Source organism: Nonomuraea sp. NPDC048882, assembly GCF_040649755.1.
GTDB lineage: Bacteria > Actinomycetota > Actinomycetes > Streptosporangiales > Streptosporangiaceae > Nonomuraea > Nonomuraea maheshkhaliensis.
Map to the genome: position 1 here is coordinate 138,834 of NZ_JBEZGB010000013.1, position 23,983 is coordinate 162,816.

Below are 23,983 nucleotides of genomic sequence, written 5' to 3' on the forward strand. Positions count from 1 at the left end.
TACCACCAGCGATAACTCACCCTGGACGACGCGAACCCGCCTCACCCAGCCACCGCCAAGAAAACCTCGGAATCCGCCCGGCCTTGACTCCCCACTCGACCGCACCATCCCACCTCAGGGAGCGCTCTCTCATCTGAGTGGTCTCCCGCCACGGAGAAACCGATCAGGGGCCGGTCCGACGCTGTCGGACCGGCCCCCGCGAAGCTGGCGACCCCGGTCAGCCCTTGATGCAGATCAGCTGGCGCAGGTGCGCGACCACCTGGACCAGGTCCGTCTGGGCCGCCATCACCGACTCCAGGTCCTTGTAGGCCCCCGGGATCTCGTCGATCACCCCGGAGTCCTTACGGCACTCCACCCCGGCCGTCTGCTCCTGCAGATCCTTGACGGTGAACGTCTTCTTCGCCTTGTTCCTGCTCATCTTCCGCCCCGCCCCGTGCGAGGCGGAGTTGAAGGCCGCGCTGTTACCGAGGCCCTTGACGATGTAGGTGCCGGTGGCCATCGAGCCAGGGATGATGCCCAGGTCGCCGGAGCCGGCCCGGATCGCGCCCTTTCTGGTGACCAGCACGTCCACCCCGTCGTAGCGCTCCTCGGCCACGTAGTTGTGGTGGCAGGAGATCGTCTGCTCGAACGCGATGTTCGGCAGGTGGCGGCGCAGCACGTCGCAGACCAGGCCCATCATGACCGCACGGTTGCGCCGCGCGTAGTCCTGGGCCCAGAACAGGTCGCGCCGGTAGGCGTCCATCTCCGGCGTGCGGCCGAGGAAGACGGCCAGGTCGCGGTCCACCAGGCCCTTGTTGTGGGAGAGGCCGCGGGCCACCCCGATGTGGTGCTCCGCGAGCTCCTTGCCGATGTTGCGCGAGCCCGAGTGCAGCACGACCCACACCCAGCCCTCGTCGTCGGCGCACACCTCCAGGAAGTGGTTGCCGCCCCCGAGCGTGCCCATCTGCACCTCGGCGCGCTCGCGCCGCGCGTGGACGGCCGGTGCGAGGTCGTCGAAGTCCTTCCAGAACTCCGTCCACCCGGCCGTCTTCATCCCGTGCACGTTGCCCGGGTCGACCGGCCGCTTGTGGTGGCCGAACCCGACCGGCACCGCCTGCTCCAGCTTCCCGCGCAGGTAGGCCAGGTTGTCGGGGAGCTGCGAAGCCTTGTACGAGGTCTTCACCGCGGTCATCCCGCACCCGATGTCCACGCCGACCGCCGCCGGCGAGACCGCGTCCTTCATCGCGATGACCGAGCCCACCGTCGCGCCCTTGCCGTGGTGCACGTCCGGCATGACGGCGACACCGTGGACCCACTCGAGGTTCGCCACGTTACGCAGTTGCTGCATCGCCTGCGGATCGACCGTCTCAGGCTCCGCCCACATGCGCAGCGGCCGCCTGGTCCCGGTCACCTCGTTGTACGTCATCTTCGTATCGCCTCCTTCCGGTCGCGTCTGGAACATGATCTATCAGGCCAGAGTTCCTCTACCCTCCGCAAGCGAATTAGCGCGGTACGTCCGCTCGTTCCAGATCCGAAGGTACGGGCGCCGGCGCCCCGGTCGTCCTGCCCGGGAGCAGCGGGACGAGGGCCAGGACTATCACCGTGGAGACGACGCCGACCCAGAAGACGCCACGCAGCCCGCTCATCGTGTCGGCCGGGCTCTGGACGACGAGGGTCACCAGGGCGACGCCGAGCGCCGCGCCGAGCTGGTTGAGCATGTAGAGGACGGAACTGCCCTGCGCCACCATGGGACCGGGCAGCGTACGGTACAGCGACCCCATGGTCGGCGCGCTGAAGCAACCACTGCCCAGGCCGAGCGTGAGCGCCGCCAGCGCCGGCCAGACCTCAGGCGTTCCCGGCCCGATCAGGGTCAGGGCGAACATGCTCAGGATCGCGACGACCGCCCCGCCGGCGGCCAGGCCGCGCGCGCCGATCCGGTCGGAGAGGCGTCCCGCCAGGGGCATGGCGATGGAGCCGCCGAGCCCGAGCGGAGCCATGAGCAGCCCGGCCGCCAGCACGCCGTGCCCGTGTGCCTGCTGGTAGTAGAGCGGCAGCGCGAACAGGCCGGAGAACAGGCCCATGCCGCCGAGCCCCATGATCGCGACGCTGCCGCTGAACCCCCGGTTGCGAAACAGCCGCAGGTCGATCAGCGGCGTCCGGCGCCGGCCCAGAGCGTGCACGGCGTACCCGGTGAGCAGGGCGATGCCCAGACCCAGGGGCGTGAGCGCCTGCCAGACCGCGATCGTGCCCTGCTCGGCCGTCTGCGACAGCCCCAGCACCACGGCCGCGAACCCGGGGCCGAGCAGCGCCAGGCCCAGGACGTCCAGCCTGGACGGTCCCCGCGAGCCCGGCTCGTCGGCGGGGATCACCCGTACGGCGAGCACCAGCGCCACCACCCCGACGACCACGCTGATCAGGAACATCGCCCGCCACGTGAACGCCCCCAGGATCGCCCCGCCCGCGATCGGCCCGAGCACCGGCCCCAGCGACAGGACCACACCCATCAGCCCCATCACCCGCCCGGCCCGCCGCGGCCCCGCGGCCCTGGCCAGCAGGATGAGCACGAGCGGATCGAGCAGCCCGGCCCCGAGCCCCTGCACGGCGCGGAAGGCGATCAGGCTGCCTGCGTTCCAGGCCAGCGCCGCGGCCAGCGAACCGGCCAGGAACACCAGCAGCCCCGCGATCCACAGCCGCTTGCCGCCGAACCGGTCGACGGCCCAGGTGGTGAACGGGATGGTGGCGGTCACGGCCAGCAGGAACCCGGTGGAGGCCCAGCCGACCGTGCTCAGCGACGTGTCGAACGCCAGCACCAGGGTGTCGGTGGCGACGGCGGCCATCGTGCTGTTGAGGATGCCGAGCAGCCCGCCGAGCAGGACCACGGCGATGATCCCCACCAGCCGGCGACCCAGTCGGTCATCATTTATTGAACTCATTGGTTCAAGATAAGTACCTCGTGCGTTCGATCGCAACCCGGCGCGTCCATCTAGCTGAACCGGTGAGTACAATCGATGACGTGAGCAGCACCACCCGCGGACGGATCGACAAGCGCCAGGCGATCCTGGACGGCGCCTTCACCGTGTTCGCCAGGCAGGGGTATGCGCAGGCCGGCGTGCAGGACATCGCGCTTGAGGCGGGGGTGGCCAAGCCGACGGTCTACAACCACATGACCGATAAAGCCACCCTGTTCAGGCACGCCGTGGAGGCCGCCGCGATCGCCGCGCTCGACCAGCGCGTGGCCGCCCTGGCGCCACTGAGCGACCCGGGCGATGACCTGCCCGCCGCGCTGGAGGGCGTCGCGCTCGCGCTGCTCCGCCTGCACACCGACAGCCGATACTGCGCCCTGCGCCGCCTGCTCTACTCGGAGATCACCCACTTTCCCGACATCCTCGACATCGTCAAGGAGTACGGCCTCGACCGCCTCAACCACGCGCTGGCCGACCGCCTGGCCCGGCTCGCGCTGGCCGGCCGCCTGCGCACCACGGATCCCGATCTGGCGGCCGAGCAGTTCCTGGCTCTGATCCTGGGCCCCCTTGAGGCCCGCTCGCAGATGGGCACCCGGCAGTTGGAGGAGGCGGAGCTGGCGACGATCGCCCGTACGGCCGTGGAGACGTTCGCGCGCGCCTGGCTCACGACCTAGACCAAAAGCGCGCCCTAACCAACACGTATGGGAAATATCGCCGACAAGACCCCTTGTCGATGTTAGTCAAGGGATATAGTCTGCCGCGTGTGGTGGAACGAGATGATTACGCGGCCATCCGCGACCGCATCATCGGCCTCTCCCGCCTCCACGGCCTGCGCCCCGACTGGGTGGAGACGACGAGGCGGCAGCGCTTCCTGCTGCTGTGGGACATCGGGGGCCGGGTCGCGGCCCGCGCGATCGTCCCGCTCTACCCAGGGGAGACGCCACAGCTCGTGGACTCACTCGAAGAAGGGCTGGCACACCTTTTCGGCGACGGCTGGCTGAAGGACTGAGCTGAAGGACTGACTGGAGCACCGATGACCGCAGACCGCGTGGACGTCCACGTCACCATGGCCGGCAGCCTGTGGCTGGCCCAGGTGGACGGCGTGGCCGGCGGCATGTCCGCCCGTACGCTCAAGGAGCTGCACGCCGACGTCGCCGAGGGGCTGCCGTTCCTGTTCGCCGACCGTCCCAGGCCGCCGGCCCCGGTCTACCACTACGCCCTGCCCGGCCTGTCGGAGCAGGACCTCGACGACTTCGCCGCCCTCCAGCGCCAGGCCGCCGCCATCGCCGAGGACTACACGCGGACGCTGAAGAAGCGGGTCAAACACATGCACGAGCTGGGGCTGTCGGACGGGGACATCGGCGAGCTGCTCGGGCTGACCAAGCAACGCATCCAGCAGATCCGTACGAACGCCAACGACGCGGCCCGCCAGAGCGGCTGACCACCCGGCCCACCGGGCGGCCTGCCAAGAGCGGACGCCCGCCCGGCAAGCCGCGCGATCGGGACGACGAGCCTCGCGGCCAGGGACGACGAGCCTCGCGGCCAGAGACGACGAGGTCAGGAGCCCTTCGGCGCCGCGTCCGTCCAGCCGGCCCCGATCAGCACCTCCGACGTCCACACCGTGCCCGGCGCCAGCCCGGCCTGGAACGTGCCCGCCTTCACCACCACGTTCTCCCTGGCCAGCGCCCGCCCGGTCGCCTCGTCGAAGACCAGCCGCTTCTCGTCGATCCCGCCTCCGTGCGTCGGCTCCTCCACCGACACGGCCGTTCCCTGCCGCCCCTCGGCGTCGGTCACGTTCGCGGTCACCTTCGCCTCGTCGAGCTCGGCCAGCATGCGGAAGGCCGCGCCCCGGACCTCGGGCGTCACCGGCATATCCATGATCAGCCCCATGCTGACCGTGAACAGCCACACGTCGCCCGACATCTCCTGGCTCTCCGCCTCGGTCCCGTGGCCCTCGTACGAGGCCATCAGCCACTTCTTCAGCCCGTCCGGATCGCTCGGCAGCCCGCGCAGGTCCTTCATGGTGACGTTCTTGCCGAGCCAGAACACCTTGTCACCGTCGGTCAGCGGGCTGCGTTCCGTCCTCGCCGGACGCGGGGAGGTGGACAGCGGGATGGCGCCGTACTTCTCCTTGCCCTGCCCCTTGCCCGGGATGACGGCCTGGAACGCGGACGGCGACCCCGCCCGCTCCCACGCCTGCCTGTCCTGCTCGGTGGCGGGCTCCGCGCCGAGCGACCGGCTGCGCGACCACTGCTCGCCGCCGACGGCACTGGGTGTCCAGCCCTCGGAACGGGTACGGTCCACGACCAGGTAGCCGCCGTCCTCGACCCGGTAGAGGTTCCGGCTCACCGACTCCCTGTGCCAGTAGGCGCCGCTGCCCTCGTCCTGCCGCGCCGCGTTCTCCGCCGCCGCCAGCAGCACCTCCTTGGCCGGCAACGCCACCCGGGGCGCGCTCGTCCGGGTGACGCTCGCCGCGACGCCCGGGGTGCCCGGCGCGGGGGACGGGCTCGTGGGCACCGCGCCGTTCCCCGACACGACCACCACGGCCGCCGTCGCAGCCGCCGCGGCCCCCGCCAGCCCCAGCCCCCAGGCCGGCCGTACGATTCTGCGCCTACGAGGCGCCTGACGGGGTCCCGACATCGCACGGGCCAGCTCCACGGCCCTGGTCGGCTCGTCCACCTGGCCGCCGTCCAGGTGCGCGGGCCTGGCCGCCCGAAGTTCGTCGATGGGGTTCATGACCACTCCTCGCTGAGGTTCCGCACGTGGGGCGTGGGCGATTCGCGCCGGACCGGCTCGCCGGCGTACGGCGCGCTCGAAGACGGCCCTCCGGAGTGCGGCTCGCCCGCCGCCGCCTCCCCCGAACCCGCCGACGACGCGGACTCCACGAGCTCCGCGGACTCCACCGCCTCGATGGCCTGTTTGAGCCGTTTGCGAGCCCGATGCAGCCGCACCCGGTACGCCGCCGTCGAGCACCCGATCACCCGCGCGGCCTCCTTGGGCGACAACCCGTGCCAGGCGACCAGGACGAGGATCTCCCGATCGTCCTCCCGCAGCGCGGCCAGCGCCCGCAGGACCGCCATCCGCTCGGTCACCTGGTCGGCCACGTCCCCCTCGGTCCACGCCTGGAGCTCGGCGGCCATGGCCTGCCTGCGCACCTCCGCGCGTACGTTGTCGCGCAGGACGTTGCGGGCGACGCCGAGCAGCCAGGGCAGCGCCGGGTCGGGCACGTCGTCAAGCCGCCGCCAGGCGATCGCGAACGTCTCACTGACCACCTCGTCCGCGACCTGCCGCCCGGCCCGACTGACGACGTAGGCCCAGACCCGTTGCCGGCATTCGTCGTACATGCCGGTGAACCGGTGCGCATCATCCGTCACCGCCCAGCCCCTTCGTTCGGAATGCGTTCTTCTGACACCAGGAAGTGGTCACATCCCGCCCGTTGTTACCGCCCGCCTCAGAAAAATCGGCGCGGCACCACCACGGGGTCCGCACCTTCGACCAGCGTAGGCACTCCCACCAGCAGCACGTCTCCCCTGCGCCGCGCCGCTTCGACGAGATCCGGCTGGAAACCCTCCAGGGAGAACAGCGCCAGGACGGCCGGCTCGGTGTCGTGCCCATGCCCGGCCAGCACCGTCTTCAGCCCGTCCAGGCGTTCCAGATCGGCCATGGTCCGCCGCGTGACGGTCGCCTTGGCCTCGCCGACGACCGTGATCTTCGCCCGCCCCGCCCTCTTGTCCAGCGCGACGACGTCGATCTCGTGCTTGGCCCGCCCCTTCTGGTCGTTGACGACGGTGGCCGCCACCAGACCGGCCTCTCCCCTGAACTCGGCCTGACCGCGCAGCCAGTCTCTGGCGCACTGCTCGAAGTGGGGCCCTAGGACGCGGGCCACGAAGGTCGGCCTCGACCGCTGCCAGGCTTGCGCCGACTGCCCCGTATCGACCAGATCGCGCTGCGGCACGGTGATGAGATTGTGGAAACGCACGATGGGATCCACGACGGTGATCACCGGGCGTCTCTCCCACAGGGGGTCGGTGTCGTACCGGAGGAATCCGGCGCTCGTCAGGGCCTCCAGCGGCCGGGCCAGCGCGGTGCGCGGCCGCTCCAGCAGCCCGCCGATCTTCGCCGGGCTGCTGGCCCCGCCGGCGACCGCGTTGATGATCGCGTAGTGCAGCGCGCTGCCGGTGAACTTGGGATCCTCGCGCAGCAGGTACTCGGCCTCGCTGCCGGAGAACAGCGCCTGCCGCGGATCGAGCACGGTGGCGGGCACCCACTCGTCCAGGTCCGCGACCGTACGAGGAGCGGGAACGCCGGCCAGGTTCCGGTAGCCGGGAGATCCCCCGAGGATCGCGTGCACCCGCACGGCGGCGGCCGGATCGCCGATGCCCCAGTGGCGGGCCGTCGTACCGAGATCGAACGGCGCCAGCCGCAGGTCGAGCGCTGCCCGGCCGCGCAGGGCCTTGGTCCCGGACAGCAGCTCGTTCATCACCGACATGGCAGACCCGCAGACGATCACGCGCCCGCCCGGCGCGCCCTCCCCCGCCTGGGACCGGTCGTAGAGCAGCTGCAACAGCCCCGGCAGCTCGGGAGAGTGGCCCATCCAGTACGGCAACTCGTCGATGACGAGCACCCCCGGCCGGCGGGAGGTGAGCTCGATCGCCGTCGTGAGCAGCTCCTCCCAGCTCGCATCGGCGATCATCCCCGACCCGACGCCCGCGTGTCGGGCGATGTCCCCCGCGAGCCGCCGTCGCGACGCCACGACCCCTTCCTCGGCGACGGCGGTCACGTAGAGACCACCGCTCGCCTCGGCGAGGGCACGCAGCACGAAACTCTTGCCCACCCTGCGCCGCCCGGACACGACACCCAGGCGGAGGTGCGGATCGGGATGCCGGACGAACTGCTCCAGCGCCTTCCACTCGGCATCCCTGGAGAGCACCCGCTGCGGCTTCTGCATCGACGTCACCTAATTAGTATGCTGCACAACATACTAATTAGGCCACATGAGTGCTCACTCCCCCGAGTACAGGCGCGACAGGTCGATCAGCTCCACATCCGCACGTGATCGCGCCACCTCCGTCAACCCTTCGGTGAACCCCGAGCGGGCGAACAGCAGCAGCTTGGGCGGCTGGGTCACCTGGGCGTCCGGCAACAGTTCACGCAGATGTTCCAGCCGCTGGAGCTGCGGGAGGTCCATGGGCGCAAGAGTGCCCTTGGCCTCTCCGATCGCCGTGATGCGGTCAGGAGCGGATGGACGGACCTCCGTCACCACCAGGTCGAGCTCATGTCCGCGTTTGTGGGTCCGGCACGAGACCTCGCTGGGCCGGACGGCACTCGCGATTCCGCCCAGCGTGTCGTCGGAAGCGTGCAGGAAGCTCCACTCACGGGCCAGGTCCTCGAAATGGGGGCCGTAGATCTTGGAGGCGACTGTGTCGGCGTTCGCCCGCCAGACCCGCGCCCCCCGCCCGGCCACCAGCTCGGGTTCTCGCCGCTGAGTGATGAGCTGATGGAGCCGGACGATCGGCTCGGCGATCTTGAACACGCTTCGTTTCTGCCGCAGCGCGTCGTCCACCTGCTCGATGAGCCCGATGCTCTGCAGGCCGGCGAACAGATGCGCCAGCGCGCCGACAGGCCGCCCGAGGGCGGCGGCGATCTCCGAGCGGCGGTGGCTTCCCGCGCTGATGGCCGCCAGCACTGCGGAGTAGGAGCTGGGATCGGAGATCGACGGCTCCTCGCGCAGCAGCAGCCCGCCTTCTCTGAACATCGCGGAGGCGGGGTTCAGCAGTCGCCTCTCGACCCATCGATCGAAGCCCTTGAGCGTGGCGGGCCCCGATCCGCCGCTCATCTCCAAGTACGCGGGCGTACCCCCGACCAGCGCGTTGACCCGGAAGGCCAGCTCGGGATCGTCGGTCAGCCCCCAGAAGGCGCTCGCGTCACGAAAGCCGAAAGGCCGCACGACCAGCTCCAGAACCGCCCGGCCTCGCAACGGAGCGCCACCGCCGAGAAGTTGCGTCATCGTCGTCAGAGCGCTTCCGCAGAGGATCATGCGGGTACGCGTGTGCTCCTTCGCGTGCCCGGTCGGGCTGAGCGCCTGTTGCAGGTACGACGGAAGCGCAGGCGTGGCCGACACGAGGTAGGGGAACTCGTCGATGATCACCGGCACGGCGCGCTCTTCACCCAGGCGGAGCAGTTCGTCGAGTGCCTCCCGCCAGTCGCGGAAGGGGACCGGCTGACGCATGCGGCGATGGGCGGCGAAGGCCGCGCCGAGATCGGCGAGGTTCTGCGCCTCTGTCTGCTGGGTCGCGGCGAAGATGAAGCCGCCGGTTTCCTGCGCCAGAAGTTCGAGCATGAGGGTCTTCCCCTGCCGGCGACGACCGTAGACGAGCCCCAGGGTGGCACCCGGCGTGGACGCCGTGCCGAACTCGGTGAGTTCCTCCCATTCGGTGTCGCGGCCGTACAGTCGCTCCGGTTTGCTGACCATCTGATCACCTGCGTTCAATAATGATGGGCGCAACTATAATAGTTGCGCCCATCATTCTGAACCGGCTCCTACTTGGCGTTGGCCTTCAGATAATCGCTGTTCATCTGGGCGATCGCGTCCAGCGGGATGCCCTTCGGGCACACCGCCGTGCACTCGCCCGTGTTGGTGCAGCCGCCGAAGCCCTCCGCGTCCATCTGGTCCACCATGGCCTTCGCGCGGGTGAGGCGTTCGGGCTGGCCCTGCGGGAGCAGGCTCAGGTGGGTGATCTTGGCGGCGGTGAAAAGGGAGGCCGAGCCGTTGGGGCAGGCCGCCACGCAGGCGCCGCAGCCGATGCAGGTGGCCGCGTCGAAGGCCGCGTCCGCGTCCTCCTTGCGGACCGGGATGCTGTGGGCGTCGGGCGCGGAGCCGGCCGGGACCGAGACGAAGCCGCCCGCCTGGATGATCCGGTCGAACGCGCTGCGGTCCACCACCAGGTCCTTGACGACCGGGAACGGCGCCGCGCGCCACGGCTCGATGGTGATCTCGGCGCCGTCCTCGAAGTGGCGCATGTGGAGCTGGCACGTCGTGGTGGCGCGCTGCTCGCCGTGGGCCACGCCGTTGATGACCATGCCGCACATGCCGCAGATACCCTCGCGGCAGTCGTGGTCGAACGCGATCGGGTCGTCGCCCTCCAGGATGAGGCGCTCGTTGAGGACGTCGAGCATCTCCAGGAAGGACATGTCCGGGGAGACGTCCTCCACCTTGTACGTCACCATGCGTCCGGCGTCCGAGGGGCCGCTCTGCCGCCATACGCGCAGGGTCAGGTTCACTTGTAGCTCCGCTGGGTCATCTTGACGTACTCGTACTCGAGCGCTTCCTTGTGCAGCACCGGCCCGTCCTCGCCGCCGAACTCCCAGGCCGAGACGTGCGCGAAGTTCTCGTCGTCACGCAGGGCCTCGCCGTCGGCGTCCTGCGACTCGGCGCGGAAGTGGCCGCCGCAGGACTCGGTGCGGATGAGGGCGTCCAGGCACATGAGCTCGGCCAGGTCGAAGAAGTCGGCGACGCGGCCGGCCTTCTCCAGCACCTGGTTGAGCTCCTCGGCGGTGCCGCTCACCTTGACGTTCTGCCAGAACTCCTCGCGCAGCTCGGGGATGCGCTCCAGCGCCTTGCGCAGCGACTCCTCGGTGCGCTCCATGCCGCAGTAGTCCCACATGAGCTTGCCCAGCTCACGGTGGAAGGAGTCGGGCGTGCGGGTGCCGTTCACGGACAAAAGGCGGTCGATCTTGGTGCGGACCTTGATCTCGGCCTGCGCGACGGCCTCCTCGTCCACGTCGCCGAACGGGCCCGCGGCCAGGTAGTCGCCGATGGTGGTCGGAAGCACGAAATATCCGTCGGCCAGGCCCTGCATGAGCGCCGACGCGCCGAGCCGGTTGGCGCCGTGGTCGGAGAAGTTGGCCTCGCCGACGACGAACAGGCCGGGGATCGTGGACTGCAGGTCGTAGTCGACCCACAGCCCGCCCATCGTGTAGTGGACGGCGGGGTAGATGCGCATCGGCACGTCGTACGGGTTCTCGCCCGTGATGCGCTCGTACATCTCGAAGAGGTTGCCGTACTTCTTCTCGACCGCGTCCCGGCCGAGGCGGTTGATGGCGTCCCTGAAGTCGAGGTAGACCCCGAGCCCGCCGGGGCCGACGCCGCGGCCCTCGTCGCAGACGTTCTTGGCGGCGCGGGAGGCGATGTCGCGCGGCACCAGGTTGCCGAAGGCCGGGTAGATGCGCTCCAGGTAGTAGTCGCGCTCCTCCTCCGGGATGTCGCCGGGGGCGCGCTCGTCGTTCTTGCGCAGCGGCACCCACACCCGGCCGTCGTTGCGCAGCGACTCGGACATGAGCGTGAGCTTGGACTGGTACTCGCCCGAGACGGGGATGCAGGTCGGGTGGATCTGCGTGTAGCAGGGGTTGGCGAAGTACGCGCCGCGCTCGTGGGCCCGCCAGATGGCGGTGGTGTTGCAGCCTTTGGCGTTCGTGGACAGGAAGAACACGTTCCCGTAGCCGCCGGTGGCCAGCACCACGGCGTCGGCCAGGTGGCGCTCGATCTCGCCTGTGACCATGTCGCGCACGATGATGCCGCGCGCCCGCCCGTCGGCCACGATCAGGTCGAGCATCTCGTGCCGCGTGTGCATCTCGACGGTCCCGGCCGCGATCTGCCGCTCCAGCGCCTGGTACGCGCCCAGCAGCAGCTGCTGCCCCGTCTGGCCGCGGGCGTAGAACGTACGGGAGACCTGGGCGCCGCCGAAGGAGCGGGTGTCGAGCAGGCCGCCGTACTCGCGGGCGAACGGCACGCCCTGCGCCACGGCCTGGTCGATGATGTTCACCGAGACCTGGGCCAGGCGGTAGACGTTCGACTCGCGGGCGCGGAAGTCGCCGCCCTTCACGGTGTCGTAGAACAGGCGGTAGATGCTGTCGCCGTCGCCGCGGTAGTTCTTGGCGGCGTTGATGCCGCCCTGCGCGGCGATGGAGTGGGCGCGGCGCGGCGTGTCCTGGTAGCAGAACGACTTGACGTTGTAGCCCAGCTCGCCCAGGGTCGCCGCGGCCGAGCCGCCCGCCAGGCCGGTGCCGACGACGATCACGTTGAGCTTGCGCTTGTTGGCCGGGTTGACCAGCTTGGCGCTGAACTTGCGCTTCTCCCAGCGCTCCTCGATGGGCCCGGCGGGAGCCTTGGTGTCCCTGATCTCGGAGCCTTCGGTGTACTTCACTTGACAACTCCGAACGTGATCGCGAGGGGCGGGGCCAGGAAGCCGATGACCAGGACCGCGGAGACCAGGGCGGCCGACACGCGGAGCAGGCGGTAGCGGCCGTGACCGGCCCAGCCGAGGGTCTGGAAGGCGCTCCAGAGGCCGTGCCGCAGGTGCAGGCCGACCATGACGACGGCGACGACGTAGATGAGCGTCACCCACCACCGGGAGGCGTCGAAGCCGGCGATCATCCGGTCGGCGGGGGCCGAGTCGAAGCCCTTCGGGTTCACCACGCCGAAGGTCAGGTCGAGCAGGTGCCAGACCAGGAACAGCACGATCGTCACGCCGCCCCAGCGCATGATGTGCGTGGTGTAGCCGCCGGCCTGCGACTTCTTGGCCACGTACTTGACCGGCCTGGCCTTGCCCGCGCGGCGGGACAGCGAGATCGCGGCCCATATGTGAAGAACGACCGACACCACGAGAACGATCTCCACGAGCGTCAGCAGCGTGCGGTAGGGAGCCAGCGGCTCAAGCAGCGTGCGCAGCGCGTGGGCGTAGTCGTTGAAGGACTCGCGGCCGAAGAAGATCTTGAGGTTGCCGAGCATGTGGCCGAGAAGAAAGAGCACCATCACGGCGCCCGTGACGGCCATGACGACTTTCTTGCCGTTCGAGGAGCCCAGGAACCCGCCCGGCTTCTTCCTCTTCGGGGCCTTGGCCGGGGCCTTATGGGAGGGGGTAACAGACGCGGTGGCGGCACCGCGCTCTATCGTGGCAGTCACGTCTTCGACGCTAGGTATCCAGCATTGATCCGTCCAAGTCATGACGGATCTGGTTTCGATAGCCACGGGCTATGATGAGGCAAGGCGCGGCTTTTATCGCCGGCTTACACCGGGCTGGTGCGAGGAAAATCACATGCAGTTTCAGCAGCTCGCGTACTTCGTCGCGGTGGCGGAGGCCAGGCACTTCACCCAGGCGGCCGAGCGCATGCGGGTCGCGCAGCCGTCGCTGAGCAAGCAGATCAAGGCGCTGGAGGCCGATCTCGGCGCGCCCCTGTTCTCGCGGGCGCGCGGCAACGTGACGCTGACCGCGGCCGGCGAGGCGCTGCTGCCGCTGGCCCGCCGGATCCTGGCCGACGCCGACACCGCCAGGCAGGAGGTGGCCGAGCTGGCGGGGCTGCGCCGGGGCCGGGTGCGGCTGGGGGCCACGCCCTCGCTGTGCGCGGGGCTGCTGGCCGACGCGCTGGCCCGCTTCCATCGCGCGTACCCCGGGATCGAGCTGCTGGTGGAGGAGGGCGGCTCGCGCGACCTGATCAGGGCGCTGGCCAGGGGGCAGCTCGACCTGTCGCTGATCATCATGCCGCTGCAGAGCGACGATCCCTCGCTGGTGACCGAGGAGATCCTGCGCGAGAACCTCGTCGTCGTCTCCCCGTCCCACGCGCAGATCAAGGGCCCCTACGTGCGGATCGAGGACCTGCGCGGCCGGGCGATGGTGATGTTCAGGCGCGGCTACGACGTGCGCGAGGCGACACTGGCGGCCTGCCGGCAGGCGGGCTTCGAGCCCCGGTTCGCGGTGCAGGGCGGGGAGATGGACGCCGTGCTGCGGTTCGTCGAAGCGGGCCTGGGCGTGGCCGTGGTGCCGTCGATGGTGCTCGACGGGCGGCCCGGCCTGCTGGGCACGCCGCTCGCGCCGCCGGGGCTCAGCCGGACGATCGCGCTGGCCCACCGCAAAGACGTCGAGCCGACCAGGGCGGCGCAGGCGTTCAGGGAGACCCTGCTCTCCTTCGTCCTGGAAGCCGATCACGAGGGGACGCTTCCGCAGGGAGTCGAACTCATCGCGCAAGCCGGTCACGAGAGCACGCTTCCACAAGGGACCGAAATCATCGCAGAATGAGCACCAGGCGGTTCTACCCGGAGAGGCTTTTTGACGGCGAACCTTTCTCAGACGCTCACACTGCTCCTCATCGAGGACGACGACGGCGACGCCTTCCTCGTCGAGGAGCTGCTCAACCAGGTCCTGGCACCGCCGCGCATCTTCAGGGCACGCAGTCTGCGCGAGGCCAAGGAGCTGCTGACCCCCCAGATCCAGTGCGTGCTCGTCGACCTCTCCCTGCCCGACGCCAGCCGGCTGGAGGCGCTGGAGGAGGTGCTGGCGCTGGCGCCGCACACGGCGGTGCTGGTGCTCACCGGGCTGAGGGACGTGCACGTCGGCGTCTCGGCGGTGCAGTCGGGAGCCCAGGACTACCTGGTCAAGGGCGACGTGGACGCCCGGCTGCTGGCCAGGTCCATCCGGTACGCGATGGAGCGCAAGCGCGCCGACCTGGCCCAGCTCAAACTCGTCCAGGCCGAGCTGACGGCCCAGGAGAACGCGCGGCTGGAGAGCGCCCTGCTGCCCAGCCCGCTGCTGCGCTCGGCCGCCATCGAACACGTCACCCGCTACCTGCCGGGCAGCGGCGGCACGCTGGCCGGTGACTTCTTCGACACCGTGCAGACGCCGGACGGCTCGGTGCACCTGGTGATCGGCGACGTGTGCGGCCACGGCCCCGACGAGGCCGCGCTCGGCGTGGCGCTGCGCATCGCCTGGCGCACGCTGGTCCTGGCCGGGCAGCCGGACGACACGCTGCTGCGTACGCTCGACACCCTGCTGCGGGCCGAGCGCAAGGCCCCCGAGATCTTCACCACGCTGTGCACGGCCACGATCAGCCCCGACCTGAGCCACGCCACGATGCGCGTGGTCGGCCATCCGCCGCCGCTGCTGGTGCGCGACGGTGAGGTACGGGTGGTGACCGAGGCGCCTTCCGGCCCGCCGCTCGGCATCTTCGCCGACGCGGAGTGGGCGGTCATCGACGTCCCGCTGGGCGCGGAGTGGTCGATGATGCTCTACACCGACGGCCTGATCGAGGCCGCCGTGGGCGAGCCCGGCCGGCTGCTCGGCGTGGAGGGCCTGCTCGATCTGGTACGCGACCACGGCGCCATCGACCTCGACCGGCTCATCACCCACGTGGGCCGGCTGAGCGACGACCTGGCCGTGGTCATGGTGCGGAGGAGGAGAACATGACGATCCATCCCCTTCCTCCTCCCAAGGAGCCGATCGGCCTGGGCCGGGTGCCGGTCGCCCGCTGGTTCCTGGCCACCGGGACGGTGGCCGGCCTCACGTTCGCCGCCGGGGTCGTCATCGTCATGACGATGATCGCGAGGACCGCCGAGCTGAACCCGCGCCCCGAGGTGGCCGCGCAGGTCGAGCGCCTGACCGTGGCGCTGATCGTGGTCTTCGCGCTCCTGCTGGCCTGCGGCGCCGGGCTGGCCGTGATCGTGCGCTACGCCGTGCTCAAGCCCATCGACCAGCTCACCGAGCAGGTCCGTACGGTCGCCGCCGGCGACTTCGACCACGACCTGCACGTGGACAGGCCCCTTGAGCTGGCCGAGCTGTCCAGCCACATCGACTCCATGCGCGCCCGCGTCGTCTCGGCCTGGCGGACGGCCGCCGACCAGACCGAGGAGCTGCGCCGGTCCAACAGCGAGCTGGAGCAGTTCGCGTACGTGGCCAGCCACGACCTCCAGGAGCCGCTGCGCAAGGTGGCGAGCTTCACGCAGATGCTGGAGCAGCGTTACGGCGACCAGCTCGACGAGCGGGCCAGGCAGTACATCCACTACGCGGTGGACGGCGCCAAGCGCATGCAGCTGCTGATCAACGACCTGCTCGACTTCTCCCGCGTCGGCCGGGTCACCGGCGAGAAGACCGAGACCGACACGGGCACGGCGTTGGACCGGGCGCTGGACAACCTGTCCGCCACGATCGAGGACACCGGCGCCGTCGTCACGCGCGACGAGCTGCCCCGCGTCCTCGGCAACCAGCTGCAGCTCACGCAGCTCTTCCAGAACCTCATCGAGAACGCCGTCAAGTTCCGCGCCGACGACCCGCCGCGCGTGCACATCGGGGTCAGGCGCGACGGCGACCAGTGGGAGTTCAGCTGCTCCGACAACGGCATCGGGGTCGAGCCCAAGTACGCCGACCGCATCTTCCTCATCTTCCAGCGGCTGCATCCGCGAGACGTCTATCCGGGAACCGGCATCGGGCTGGCGCTCTGCCGCAAGATCGTCGAGTATCACGGGGGAACGCTGTGGCTGGACGGGAACGAAGGCGGGGGCGGCGCGACGTTCCGGTGGACGCTGCCCGCCACGGGAGCCGAGCGATGAAGGGCTGGCGGCCGATCGAGGTGCTCCTGGTGGAGGACGACCAGGGCGACATCCTGCTCACCAGGGAGGCCTTCGACCTCAACAAGGTGCACAACCGGCTCAACGTGGTCAACGACGGCGAGCAGGCGATGGCCTACCTGCGCCGCGAGGGCGAGTTCGCCGACGCGCCGCGCCCCGACCTGGTGCTGCTCGACCTCAATCTGCCCAGGATGAGCGGCATGGAGGTGCTGGAGGAGGTGAAGGCCGACGCCGAGTTGCGTACGATCCCGGTGGTGATCCTGACGACGTCCGAGGCGGAGGAGGACATCCTCCGCAGCTACCGGTTACACGCGAACGCATATGTCGCGAAGCCCGTCGACTTCGAGCAATTTATTCGCGTTGTCCGGCAAATCGATAACTTTTTCGTGACAGTGGTGAAGTTACCGCCCCTCGAACAGCCCCTCTGACGGGCTACGTGACAGGAATCACAGCTAGTCATCGAAAAAGTGAGTGACCCCGCTCACAAATGTCGATCCTGTCGTCGTAACGTATCCCCCACCAACGCGCGCGCCCGAGCGGATCCCGCCCTGAGAGCGCGCCCAGTGAATCGAAACCACGGACCCCCTGCGCTAAGGGTCCGCGGGAGGTGGAGAGGTCCGCGATGACCCAGACGACGCCCGAAGCCCCGGTCCGCCGGCAGCGTGCGCAAGTCAAGGTGCGCACCCTGCGTACGGACAGATGGTGGCTGGTCCCGCTCGTGACGTTCCTCGGGCTCAGCTCATTTCTTGTCTACGGTGTATGGGCGATCATCGACAACAGCATCTTCGTCGATCCCTACATCGCCCCGTTCGCCTCGCCCTGTCTGGCCGCGGTCACGTGTCCCGAAGGGGCGCAACTGTTCGGCTGGGCGCCGATCGGCGACTGGTACACGCTCTCGCCGGGGCTGCTCATCCTGGCCCTGCCCGGCGGGTTCCGGCTGACCTGCTACTACTACCGCAAGTCTTACTACCGCTCCTTCTGGCTCTCGCCGCCGGCCTGCGCCGTGCAGGAGCCGCACGGGAAGTACACCGGTGAGCGGCGCTTCCCGCTGATCATCCAGAACATCCACAGGTACTTCTTCTACGCGGCCATCGTGATCGGCCTCATCCTGGCCTACGACGCCGTCCTGGCGGTCGTGCACAAGCCGCTCGGCCTGGGCAGCTGGATCCTGATCGCCAACGCCGTCCTCATCAACGCCTACACGCTGTCGTGCCACTCCTGCCGGCACATCACCGCGGGCAGGCTCAACCACTTCTCCCGCCACCCGCTGCGGTACCGGGCCTGGACGTTCGTGTCCAAGCTCAACGCCAAGCACCAACCCCTCGCGTGGGCCTCGATGTTCTCGGTCATGGGCGCCGACCTGTACGTGCGCCTGGTGGCCAAGGGCATCATCGCCTTCCCGTACGCGTAAGGACAGCTTTCAGTGGAAAACACGCACAACATAGAGCGCCACGAGTACGACGTCGTCGTCATCGGCGCGGGCGGGGCCGGCCTGCGGGCCGCGATCGAGGCCCGCCAGCAGGGCAAGCGGACCGCGATCATCTGCAAGTCGCTGTTCGGCAAGGCCCACACGGTCATGGCCGAGGGCGGCGCGGCCGCCGCGATGGGGAACGTCAACCCCGACGACAACTGGATGGTGCACTTCCGTGACACCATGCGGGGCGGCAAGTTCCTCAACAACTGGCGGATGGCCGAGCTGCACGCCAAGGAGGCGCCCGACCGCGTGTGGGAGCTGGAAGCCTGGGGCGCGCTGTTCGACCGCACCAAGGACGGCAAGATCAGCCAGCGGAACTTCGGCGGGCACGAGTACCCACGGCTCGCACACGTGGGCGACCGTACCGGCCTGGAACTCATCCGCACCCTGCAGCAGCGCGTCGTGGCCCTCCAGCAGGAGGACTACGAGGCCCACGGCGACTACGAGGCCTACATCAAGGTCTTCGCCGAGTGCACCGTCACCCGGCTGCTCAAGGACGGCGACGCGATCTCCGGCGCGTTCGGCTACTGGCGCGAGACGGGCAACTTCGTCCTCTTCGACGCCCCCGCCGTGGTCCTGGCCACCGGCGGCATCGGCAAGTCGTACGTCGTCACGTCCAACTCCTGGGAGTACACCGGCGACGGCCACGCCCTGGCCCTGCTCGCCGGCGCGAACCTGATCAACATGGAGTTCATCCAGTTCCACCCCACGGGGATGGTCTGGCCTCCGTCGGTGCGCGGCATCCTGGTCACCGAGTCCGTCCGCGGTGACGGCGGCGTGCTGCGCAACTCCGAGGGCAAGCGCTTCATGTTCGACTACATCCCCGAGGTGTTCAAGGACAAGTACGCCACCACGGAGGAAGAGGGCGACCGCTGGTACACCGACCAGGCCAACAACCGGCGCCCGCCGGAGCTGCTGCCGCGTGACGAGGTGGCCCGCGCGATCAACGCCGAGGTGAAGGCCGGTCGCGGCTCACCCCAGGGCGGCGTCTTCCTCGACGTCTCCACCCGCCTGCCCGCCGAGGAGATCAAGCGGCGGCTGCCGTCGATGCACCACCAGTTCAAGGAGCTGGCCGACGTCGACATCACCGCCGAGCCCATGCAGGTGGGGCCGACCTGCCACTACATCATGGGCGGCGTCGAGGTCGACGCCGACAGCGGCGCGGCGGCCGTTCCCGGGCTGTTCGCGGCCGGCGAGGTCTCGGGCGGCATGCACGGCTCCAACCGGCTGGGCGGCAACTCGCTGTCCGACCTGCTGGTGTTCGGGCGCCGGGCGGGCGCGGGCGCGGCGGCGTACGTGGACGGCCTGGCCGCGCGGCCCAAGGTCGAGTCCGAGTCGGTGGACGCGGCCCTGGAGGAGGCGCTGGCCCCGCTCAACCGCGGCGGCGAGAACCCCTACGAGGTCCACCACGAGCTCCAGCGCACGATGAACGAGCTGGTGGGCATCATCCGCAAGGCCGAGGAGGTCTCCGAGGCCCTGGAGGCCGTGGAGAAGCTCAAGGAGCGGGTGCGCATGGTCGGCGCGGCCGGCTCGCGCATCTACAACCCGGGCTGGCACCTCGCGATCGACCTGCGCAACATGGTGCTGGTCTCGGAGTGCGTGGCCCGCGCCGCGCTGCTGCGCGAGGAGAGCCGCGGCGGGCACACGCGCGACGACTTCCCCGGGATGAACCCGGACTGGCGCCGCAAGCTGCTCGTCTGCTCCACCGCGGACGGCACGTCCGTGCAGGTCGAGGAGAAGGTCCAGCCATCCATGCGCGACGACCTGATCACCCTCTTCGACCGGGACGAGCTGAGCAAATACCTCACCGACGAAGAGATGGCCGAGTTCGACGGGATAGCGAAGTCATGAGCTACAAGGCAAAGTTCAGGGTCTGGCGCGGTGAGGGCGGCGAGGGCAAGCTCGAGGACTTCACCGTCGAGGTCAACGAGGGCGAGGTCGTCCTCGACATCATCCACCGCCTCCAGGCCACGCAGGCGCCCGACCTGGCGGTGCGGTGGAACTGCAAGGCCGGCAAGTGCGGCTCGTGCAGCATGGAGATCAACGGCAAGCCGCGACTGGGCTGTATGACCCGCATGTCCACCTTCGAGGAGGACGAGACCATCACGGTCACGCCGATGCGGACCTTCCCCGTCATCAAGGACCTCGTCACCGACGTGTCCTACAACTACCAGAAGGCCCGGGAGGTGCCCTCCTTCACCCCGCCGAGCGGGGTGAAGCCGGGCGAATACCGGATGAAGCAGGTGGACGTCGAGCGCTCGCAGGAGTTCCGCAAGTGCATCGAGTGCTTCATGTGCAACAACGTCTGCCACGTCATCCGTGACCACGAGGAGAACAAGAGCAACTTCTCCGGTCCCCGGTTCCTCATGCGGATCGCCGAGCTGGACATGCACCCGTACGACGTGGCCGACCGGCAGGACGCCGCGCAGGAGGAGCACGGGCTCGGCTACTGCAACATCACCAAGTGCTGCACCGAGGTCTGCCCCGAGCACATCAAGATCACCGACAACGCGCTGATCCCGATGAAGGAGCGCGTGGTGGACCGCAAGTACGACCCGCTGGTGTGGCTGGGCAACAAGATCTTCAAGCGCAGCAGCAGCAACAGCAAGTAGGCGTACCAAATCAGAAGAGCGGGGGCCGGACGACCGGCCCCCGCTCTTCTGCGTCTGTCTGGTCTTACTTCTTCTTCCGGCCGAAACGCCTGCGCTTGGCGTCGGGCATCTCCTTCGTCGGCTCCTGCGGCGGCTGCTCCTGGAACTGGGGCGGCAGCGGCTGCACGGCCGTCACGTCCGCGTCGGGCGCCAGGTAGGGCGGCGGCTCGTAGTCGGTGGCCGTCGTGGAATCTCCCGCGCCAGGGCCGGTCTCCTTGGCGGCCGGCTCGAACAGCGAGCCCGCGGCGGAGGGCTTCCAGGGGTCGGGGTCACCCGACTCGGCGGCCGAGGCAGGGCCGAGCGGCTGCTCCTGGTCGCCGTCGTACGGGCCGGCCCCGCCCGGCGGGATGTCCGACGGCACCGGCGGCACCAGCGGCTCGAACGGGTCGCGCTCACGCGGACCCGACGCCGGCTCGAACGGGTCACGCACCTCGGTCGCCGGCTCGAACAGATCACGCTCGCGGGACGGCGGCTCGCTGTAGGAGTCGAACTCGTCCGGATGCAGGACCACAGGCTCCTGAACGGGCTCCTGGTACGGCTCCTGCACGTAACCCTGGGGCGGATACGGGTGGTTCGAGTCCTGGTAGCCGGGCGGGACGCTGGGGTAGGTCTGCACCGGCACGAAGCTGATGATGGGCGCGTACGCGGTGCCGCCCGGATAGCCGGGGGCCTGGAAGCCCGCCGTGGCGTAACCGGGCCCCGCCGGGTAGCCGGCGCCGGGCGGAGGCATCTCGGGCCCGCCGATCGGGGGCCCCGCCTTCCGTACGGCCGCCGCGTGGGCCATCCGGCGCAGCCGGCCCTCGAAGATGAGCACGGCGAAGAGCGCGAGCAGGACCAGCACCAGCGCCGGGATGCTGAGCTTCTGCGTCAGCGTGCGCTGGTCGAACTCCGGCGCCGCGTTACGCAGCTCCAGCGGCACCTCCTCGTCGGAGGCGACCTGCGTCTCGCTGGGCGTCGGCACGACGGGGGTGGTCTCCTCCGGCGCGATGGCCGGCATCGAGACGGTCTCCTCCGGGGTGGTCGTCGGCTCCGTCGTGGACGGCACCTCGGCGGGCTGCGTGGGCAGCGGCTGCGGGTTCTGCGTCGGAGGAGTCGGCGGAGGGGTCGTGGTGGGGCTGGTCTTCGTGGGGGTCGGCGCCTTGGTCTTCTTCGTCGGGGTCGCGGTCACCGTCTTGGTGACCGTCGTCTCCGGCGCCGAGTCCGTCTCCTCGGGAGTGGGCTCGCCCAAAGTGGTGGTGACGGTGACGGTGGTCTCGGGGGTGATGTCGCAGACCTCGCCGACGTCACATGGCTCGACGGGATCCAAGGCGGTCACGGAGGCGCTCGCGCTCTGCACGATGAACGGGGTCGCTCCGGCGCCCGTCAGTGCGAGCGCCAGGACGACAGCGGACAGGGCCGTCGCTCGCGTGCGTGCCACCGGTGCCCTCCGCGCAGTCCCGGAACCATGGTCAAAGGGAATACTAGCCGGGTAAAAGTAACAGTAAAGACGGAATTACAACACGTTTCTCCGGTTACGCCCTCGTTGTACCGTGACAACGATCCAGAGCCCTCCGAGCAGCACTCCGATGGCCCCCGCGACCATGGGCAACGCCTGCGGCCCGTCGATCGGGCTGACGTAACGCACCGGATGAACGTGTTTCGCGGCCGACACCATTTCCCACGGCAGCGGCGCCGCCCCGCCGGGGCCTTCGGCTTGGAACGAGGCAAGGAGCCGCGTACCGGCGGGCATGCTCACGGCGGCGCTCGGCAACGCCTGCGGCACGCCTCCTGAAGGCACGCCAGGACCGGGCACGCCGGGGGTGACGGAGGTGACGGGGACGATGGGGGTGACGGGCGGGAACGGCGGAAGGGCGGGCACCCCTCCGGCGGCCACCGCCGCACTCGCCGCAGGAGCCGGACTCGCCGCGAGGACGCCGCTCGCCGGAGGGGTCGCGCTCGCCGCGGAACCCGCGCCGGCCGCGGGGCCGCCCGCACCCGCCGCAGGAGTCGCACTCGCCGCCCTACCGGCCCTCACCGTCCGGTGACCCCTCGCCGTCCGGTCGGCCCTCGCCGCGCTTCCCGGGCCCTGCACCCTTGCCGTCGCTCGTGCGCTCGGCGTGGCTCCTGGGCTCGGTCTCGTTCCCGCGATCGGGGACGCGCCGACGGTCGGGGCGGCGCCTGCCCCAGCCGGGGGCCTGGTCGAGGGCCGGGCCGGGGTCGGGGTCGGGGTCGGGGAGGCGAGCGGGCTCGTGTGGGCCCGCTGGTCGAGGCCGTCGCGCTTGGGCGGCGGGAGACGGTGGGCCCGGCCGCTGAACGTCGCCCGCTCCCCCGTGATGCGAGTCCCCCCGACCTGTACGGCGGTGCTCCTGCTCAGGATCGTCGGCCCGTCGCCGGTCCCGCGCAACCTGGCCACCGCGGCGAGCACCACCTCCCACGCGCCGGCGGGCGCCTTGACCGTGACGTCCACGGCCCGCTCACCGGCGACCTTCCCCAACCGGCACACCCCCGCCCCCGGCGGAACGGCACCCGGCGCCGCCGGATCGCCCACGACCCGCAACGCCCGCCTGGCCAACCGCCCAGCCGCCCCGCCCCCTTCACCGGCACCCACCGCCTCGGCCGAAGCCGAGCCCTGCCCGGAGAGACCGACTGAAGCCGTGCCCTGCCCGGTGAGCCCGGCCGAAGCCGCGCCCTGCCCAGCGAGCCCGGGCGCAGCCGCTCCCGCAGGCCCGGCCGAAGCCTGGCCGACGACGCCGGCCGGGGTCGCGGCGCCGAGGCCGTCGGCACCCGCCGTAGGACGCGGGTCCAGCAGGGGCGGGCACGAGACCTCGGTCAGGGCCGTAGCCGGGCTGGCCGCGACCGCCACCCTGGCCCCCTTGGCCATGCCGTTGAGCCGGACCCGGAAACGCTGCACGTCCCCGGTCCTGACCTGCTTGCCGACCTCGCCGCCTTCGTGCACCCGCTCCAGCACCAGCGACACCCCGGTCGCCGCCACAGGCACAGAAGGCACCGCCACCAGCGTCAGCACCCCGGCGACGCCCCATCCACGCCGCATCGCGCCCCATCTCCCCACCGTGACACAAAATAACGCCTAGTAATCATTCTGTCACAGAGAGGGATGTCCTAATCACGCGGGAGGAGACTCTCCACCGTCTTCATGATCGGCAGGTCCGCGCCCAGCCATTCGACCTCGTAGTACTCCCCCGGCCCGAGCCAGCGCAGCGCCAGGTGTTCTCTGGCCTCCGGCGTCCCCGAGATCAGCGAGCAGAGCCAGACGCGCATGACGTACCCCTCCGCCAAGGGCCAGTCGCCGCCCACGCGCGCGCCCACGGCGACCTCGACGCCGAGCTCCTCCCTGCACTCCCTGACGAGCGCGACCTCCTCGCTCTCGCCGGGGTCCACCTTCCCGCCGGGGAACTCCCAGCCGCCGGCCAGCGCGGCGGGCTCGGCGCGCTGCGCGGCCAGCACCCGGCCGCCGGGCCCGACGATCACCGCGGCCACGACCACGATCACGCTCATGCGGACGGCGTCCGCAACAGAAAGATCC

Annotated in this window: 22 protein-coding genes; 10 read left to right on the top strand and 12 right to left on the bottom strand. The window is 70.1% G+C overall.

Annotated features, from left to right (window positions below):
* Nucleotides 1-217: 217 nt before the first annotated feature.
* Both AB0C27_RS38370 and AB0C27_RS38375 read right to left on the bottom strand, forming a co-directional pair.
* Nucleotides 218-1,405, bottom strand: coding sequence for an RtcB family protein (locus AB0C27_RS38370; RefSeq protein ID WP_357854830.1), 1,188 nt, complete (start codon nucleotides 1,403-1,405; stop codon nucleotides 218-220).
* A 76-nt stretch (nucleotides 1,406-1,481) separates the two neighbouring features.
* Nucleotides 1,482-2,912, bottom strand: a complete 1,431-nt coding sequence (locus tag AB0C27_RS38375) for a DHA2 family efflux MFS transporter permease subunit (RefSeq protein ID WP_357854833.1) — start codon at nucleotides 2,910-2,912, stop codon at nucleotides 1,482-1,484.
* Between the two features lie 80 nt (nucleotides 2,913-2,992).
* Here AB0C27_RS38375 and AB0C27_RS38380 point away from each other — a divergent pair, with 80 nt between their 5' ends.
* The 3 genes from AB0C27_RS38380 to AB0C27_RS38390 all read left to right on the top strand — a co-directional run bounded on the left by AB0C27_RS38380 (nucleotide 2,993) and on the right by AB0C27_RS38390 (nucleotide 4,383).
* Nucleotides 2,993-3,616 (top strand): TetR/AcrR family transcriptional regulator, encoded by a 624-nt coding sequence (locus AB0C27_RS38380; RefSeq protein WP_357854836.1) that lies wholly within the window; start codon nucleotides 2,993-2,995, stop codon nucleotides 3,614-3,616.
* 92 nt (nucleotides 3,617-3,708) lie between these two features.
* Entirely contained in the window at nucleotides 3,709-3,951 is a 243-nt protein-coding gene (locus tag AB0C27_RS38385) for a hypothetical protein (RefSeq protein ID WP_357854838.1), read from the top strand.
* Nucleotides 3,952-3,975: 24 nt separating this feature from the next.
* Nucleotides 3,976-4,383, top strand: a complete 408-nt coding sequence (locus AB0C27_RS38390; protein ID WP_346113273.1) for a hypothetical protein — start codon at nucleotides 3,976-3,978, stop codon at nucleotides 4,381-4,383.
* 116 nt (nucleotides 4,384-4,499) lie between these two features.
* Here the strand turns inward: AB0C27_RS38390 and AB0C27_RS38395 are convergent, their stop codons facing one another.
* From AB0C27_RS38395 to AB0C27_RS38425, 7 genes are all read right to left on the bottom strand, one after another.
* The gene (locus AB0C27_RS38395; RefSeq protein ID WP_357854842.1) at nucleotides 4,500-5,678 is read right to left on the bottom strand and encodes a CU044_5270 family protein; all 1,179 of its coding nucleotides are present in this window, start codon (nucleotides 5,676-5,678) and stop codon (nucleotides 4,500-4,502) included.
* Nucleotides 5,675-6,316, bottom strand: a complete 642-nt coding sequence (locus AB0C27_RS38400) for an RNA polymerase sigma factor (RefSeq protein ID WP_357854844.1) — start codon at nucleotides 6,314-6,316, stop codon at nucleotides 5,675-5,677. The genes AB0C27_RS38395 and AB0C27_RS38400 overlap by 4 nt, the downstream gene beginning before the upstream one ends.
* Before the next feature lie 77 nt (nucleotides 6,317-6,393).
* Nucleotides 6,394-7,890 (bottom strand): ATP-binding protein, encoded by a 1,497-nt coding sequence (locus AB0C27_RS38405; protein ID WP_357855530.1) that lies wholly within the window; start codon nucleotides 7,888-7,890, stop codon nucleotides 6,394-6,396.
* A 54-nt stretch (nucleotides 7,891-7,944) separates the two neighbouring features.
* Nucleotides 7,945-9,414: an ATP-binding protein gene (locus tag AB0C27_RS38410; RefSeq protein ID WP_357854847.1), complete on the bottom strand. Its 1,470-nt coding sequence runs from the start codon at nucleotides 9,412-9,414 to the stop codon at nucleotides 7,945-7,947.
* Between the two features lie 68 nt (nucleotides 9,415-9,482).
* On the bottom strand, nucleotides 9,483-10,223 hold the full coding sequence (locus tag AB0C27_RS38415; RefSeq protein WP_357854851.1) for a succinate dehydrogenase/fumarate reductase iron-sulfur subunit: 741 nt from the start codon (nucleotides 10,221-10,223) through the stop codon (nucleotides 9,483-9,485).
* Complete coding sequence (locus tag AB0C27_RS38420) at nucleotides 10,220-12,145, bottom strand: fumarate reductase/succinate dehydrogenase flavoprotein subunit (RefSeq protein WP_357854854.1); 1,926 nt, start codon at nucleotides 12,143-12,145, stop codon at nucleotides 10,220-10,222. The genes AB0C27_RS38415 and AB0C27_RS38420 overlap by 4 nt, the downstream gene beginning before the upstream one ends.
* Complete coding sequence (locus tag AB0C27_RS38425) at nucleotides 12,142-12,903, bottom strand: succinate dehydrogenase cytochrome b subunit (RefSeq protein WP_357854856.1); 762 nt, start codon at nucleotides 12,901-12,903, stop codon at nucleotides 12,142-12,144. The genes AB0C27_RS38420 and AB0C27_RS38425 overlap by 4 nt, the downstream gene beginning before the upstream one ends.
* A 133-nt stretch (nucleotides 12,904-13,036) precedes the next feature.
* On the opposite strand from AB0C27_RS38425, the gene AB0C27_RS38430 reads away from it, so the two are divergent.
* The 7 genes from AB0C27_RS38430 (at nucleotide 13,037) to AB0C27_RS38460 (ending at nucleotide 20,421) form a co-directional block, all read left to right on the top strand.
* Nucleotides 13,037-14,014 carry a LysR substrate-binding domain-containing protein gene (locus tag AB0C27_RS38430; RefSeq protein ID WP_357854859.1) on the top strand — a complete coding sequence of 326 codons (978 nt, stop codon included), beginning with the start codon at nucleotides 13,037-13,039 and terminating at the stop codon, nucleotides 14,012-14,014.
* Nucleotides 14,015-14,044: 30 nt separating this feature from the next.
* Nucleotides 14,045-15,178: a fused response regulator/phosphatase gene (locus AB0C27_RS38435; RefSeq protein ID WP_357854862.1), complete on the top strand. Its 1,134-nt coding sequence runs from the start codon at nucleotides 14,045-14,047 to the stop codon at nucleotides 15,176-15,178.
* A complete protein-coding gene (locus tag AB0C27_RS38440) occupies nucleotides 15,175-16,317 on the top strand; it encodes an ATP-binding protein (RefSeq protein ID WP_357854865.1) in 1,143 nt (380 codons plus the stop codon). The genes AB0C27_RS38435 and AB0C27_RS38440 overlap by 4 nt, the downstream gene beginning before the upstream one ends.
* Nucleotides 16,314-16,763, top strand: coding sequence for a response regulator (locus AB0C27_RS38445; protein WP_357854868.1), 450 nt, complete (start codon nucleotides 16,314-16,316; stop codon nucleotides 16,761-16,763). Before AB0C27_RS38440 ends, AB0C27_RS38445 begins: the two co-directional genes overlap by 4 nt.
* 194 nt (nucleotides 16,764-16,957) lie before the next feature.
* Complete coding sequence (locus AB0C27_RS38450) at nucleotides 16,958-17,746, top strand: hypothetical protein (RefSeq protein ID WP_346113286.1); 789 nt, start codon at nucleotides 16,958-16,960, stop codon at nucleotides 17,744-17,746.
* 12 nt (nucleotides 17,747-17,758) lie between these two features.
* On the top strand, nucleotides 17,759-19,660 hold the full coding sequence (locus AB0C27_RS38455; RefSeq protein WP_357854871.1) for a fumarate reductase/succinate dehydrogenase flavoprotein subunit: 1,902 nt from the start codon (nucleotides 17,759-17,761) through the stop codon (nucleotides 19,658-19,660).
* Nucleotides 19,657-20,421 carry a succinate dehydrogenase/fumarate reductase iron-sulfur subunit gene (locus AB0C27_RS38460; RefSeq protein WP_357854874.1) on the top strand — a complete coding sequence of 255 codons (765 nt, stop codon included), beginning with the start codon at nucleotides 19,657-19,659 and terminating at the stop codon, nucleotides 20,419-20,421. The genes AB0C27_RS38455 and AB0C27_RS38460 overlap by 4 nt, the downstream gene beginning before the upstream one ends.
* A 64-nt stretch (nucleotides 20,422-20,485) precedes the next feature.
* Here the strand turns inward: AB0C27_RS38460 and AB0C27_RS38465 are convergent, their stop codons facing one another.
* The 3 genes from AB0C27_RS38465 to AB0C27_RS38475 all read right to left on the bottom strand — a co-directional run bounded on the left by AB0C27_RS38465 (nucleotide 20,486) and on the right by AB0C27_RS38475 (nucleotide 23,955).
* Nucleotides 20,486-21,877 (bottom strand): hypothetical protein, encoded by a 1,392-nt coding sequence (locus AB0C27_RS38465; protein ID WP_357854877.1) that lies wholly within the window; start codon nucleotides 21,875-21,877, stop codon nucleotides 20,486-20,488.
* A 75-nt stretch (nucleotides 21,878-21,952) separates the two neighbouring features.
* Nucleotides 21,953-23,491, bottom strand: a complete 1,539-nt coding sequence (locus AB0C27_RS38470) for a hypothetical protein (RefSeq protein WP_357854880.1) — start codon at nucleotides 23,489-23,491, stop codon at nucleotides 21,953-21,955.
* A gap of 68 nt (nucleotides 23,492-23,559) precedes the next feature.
* Nucleotides 23,560-23,955 (bottom strand): (deoxy)nucleoside triphosphate pyrophosphohydrolase, encoded by a 396-nt coding sequence (locus tag AB0C27_RS38475; RefSeq protein ID WP_357854883.1) that lies wholly within the window; start codon nucleotides 23,953-23,955, stop codon nucleotides 23,560-23,562.
* Nucleotides 23,956-23,983: the final 28 nt, after the last annotated feature.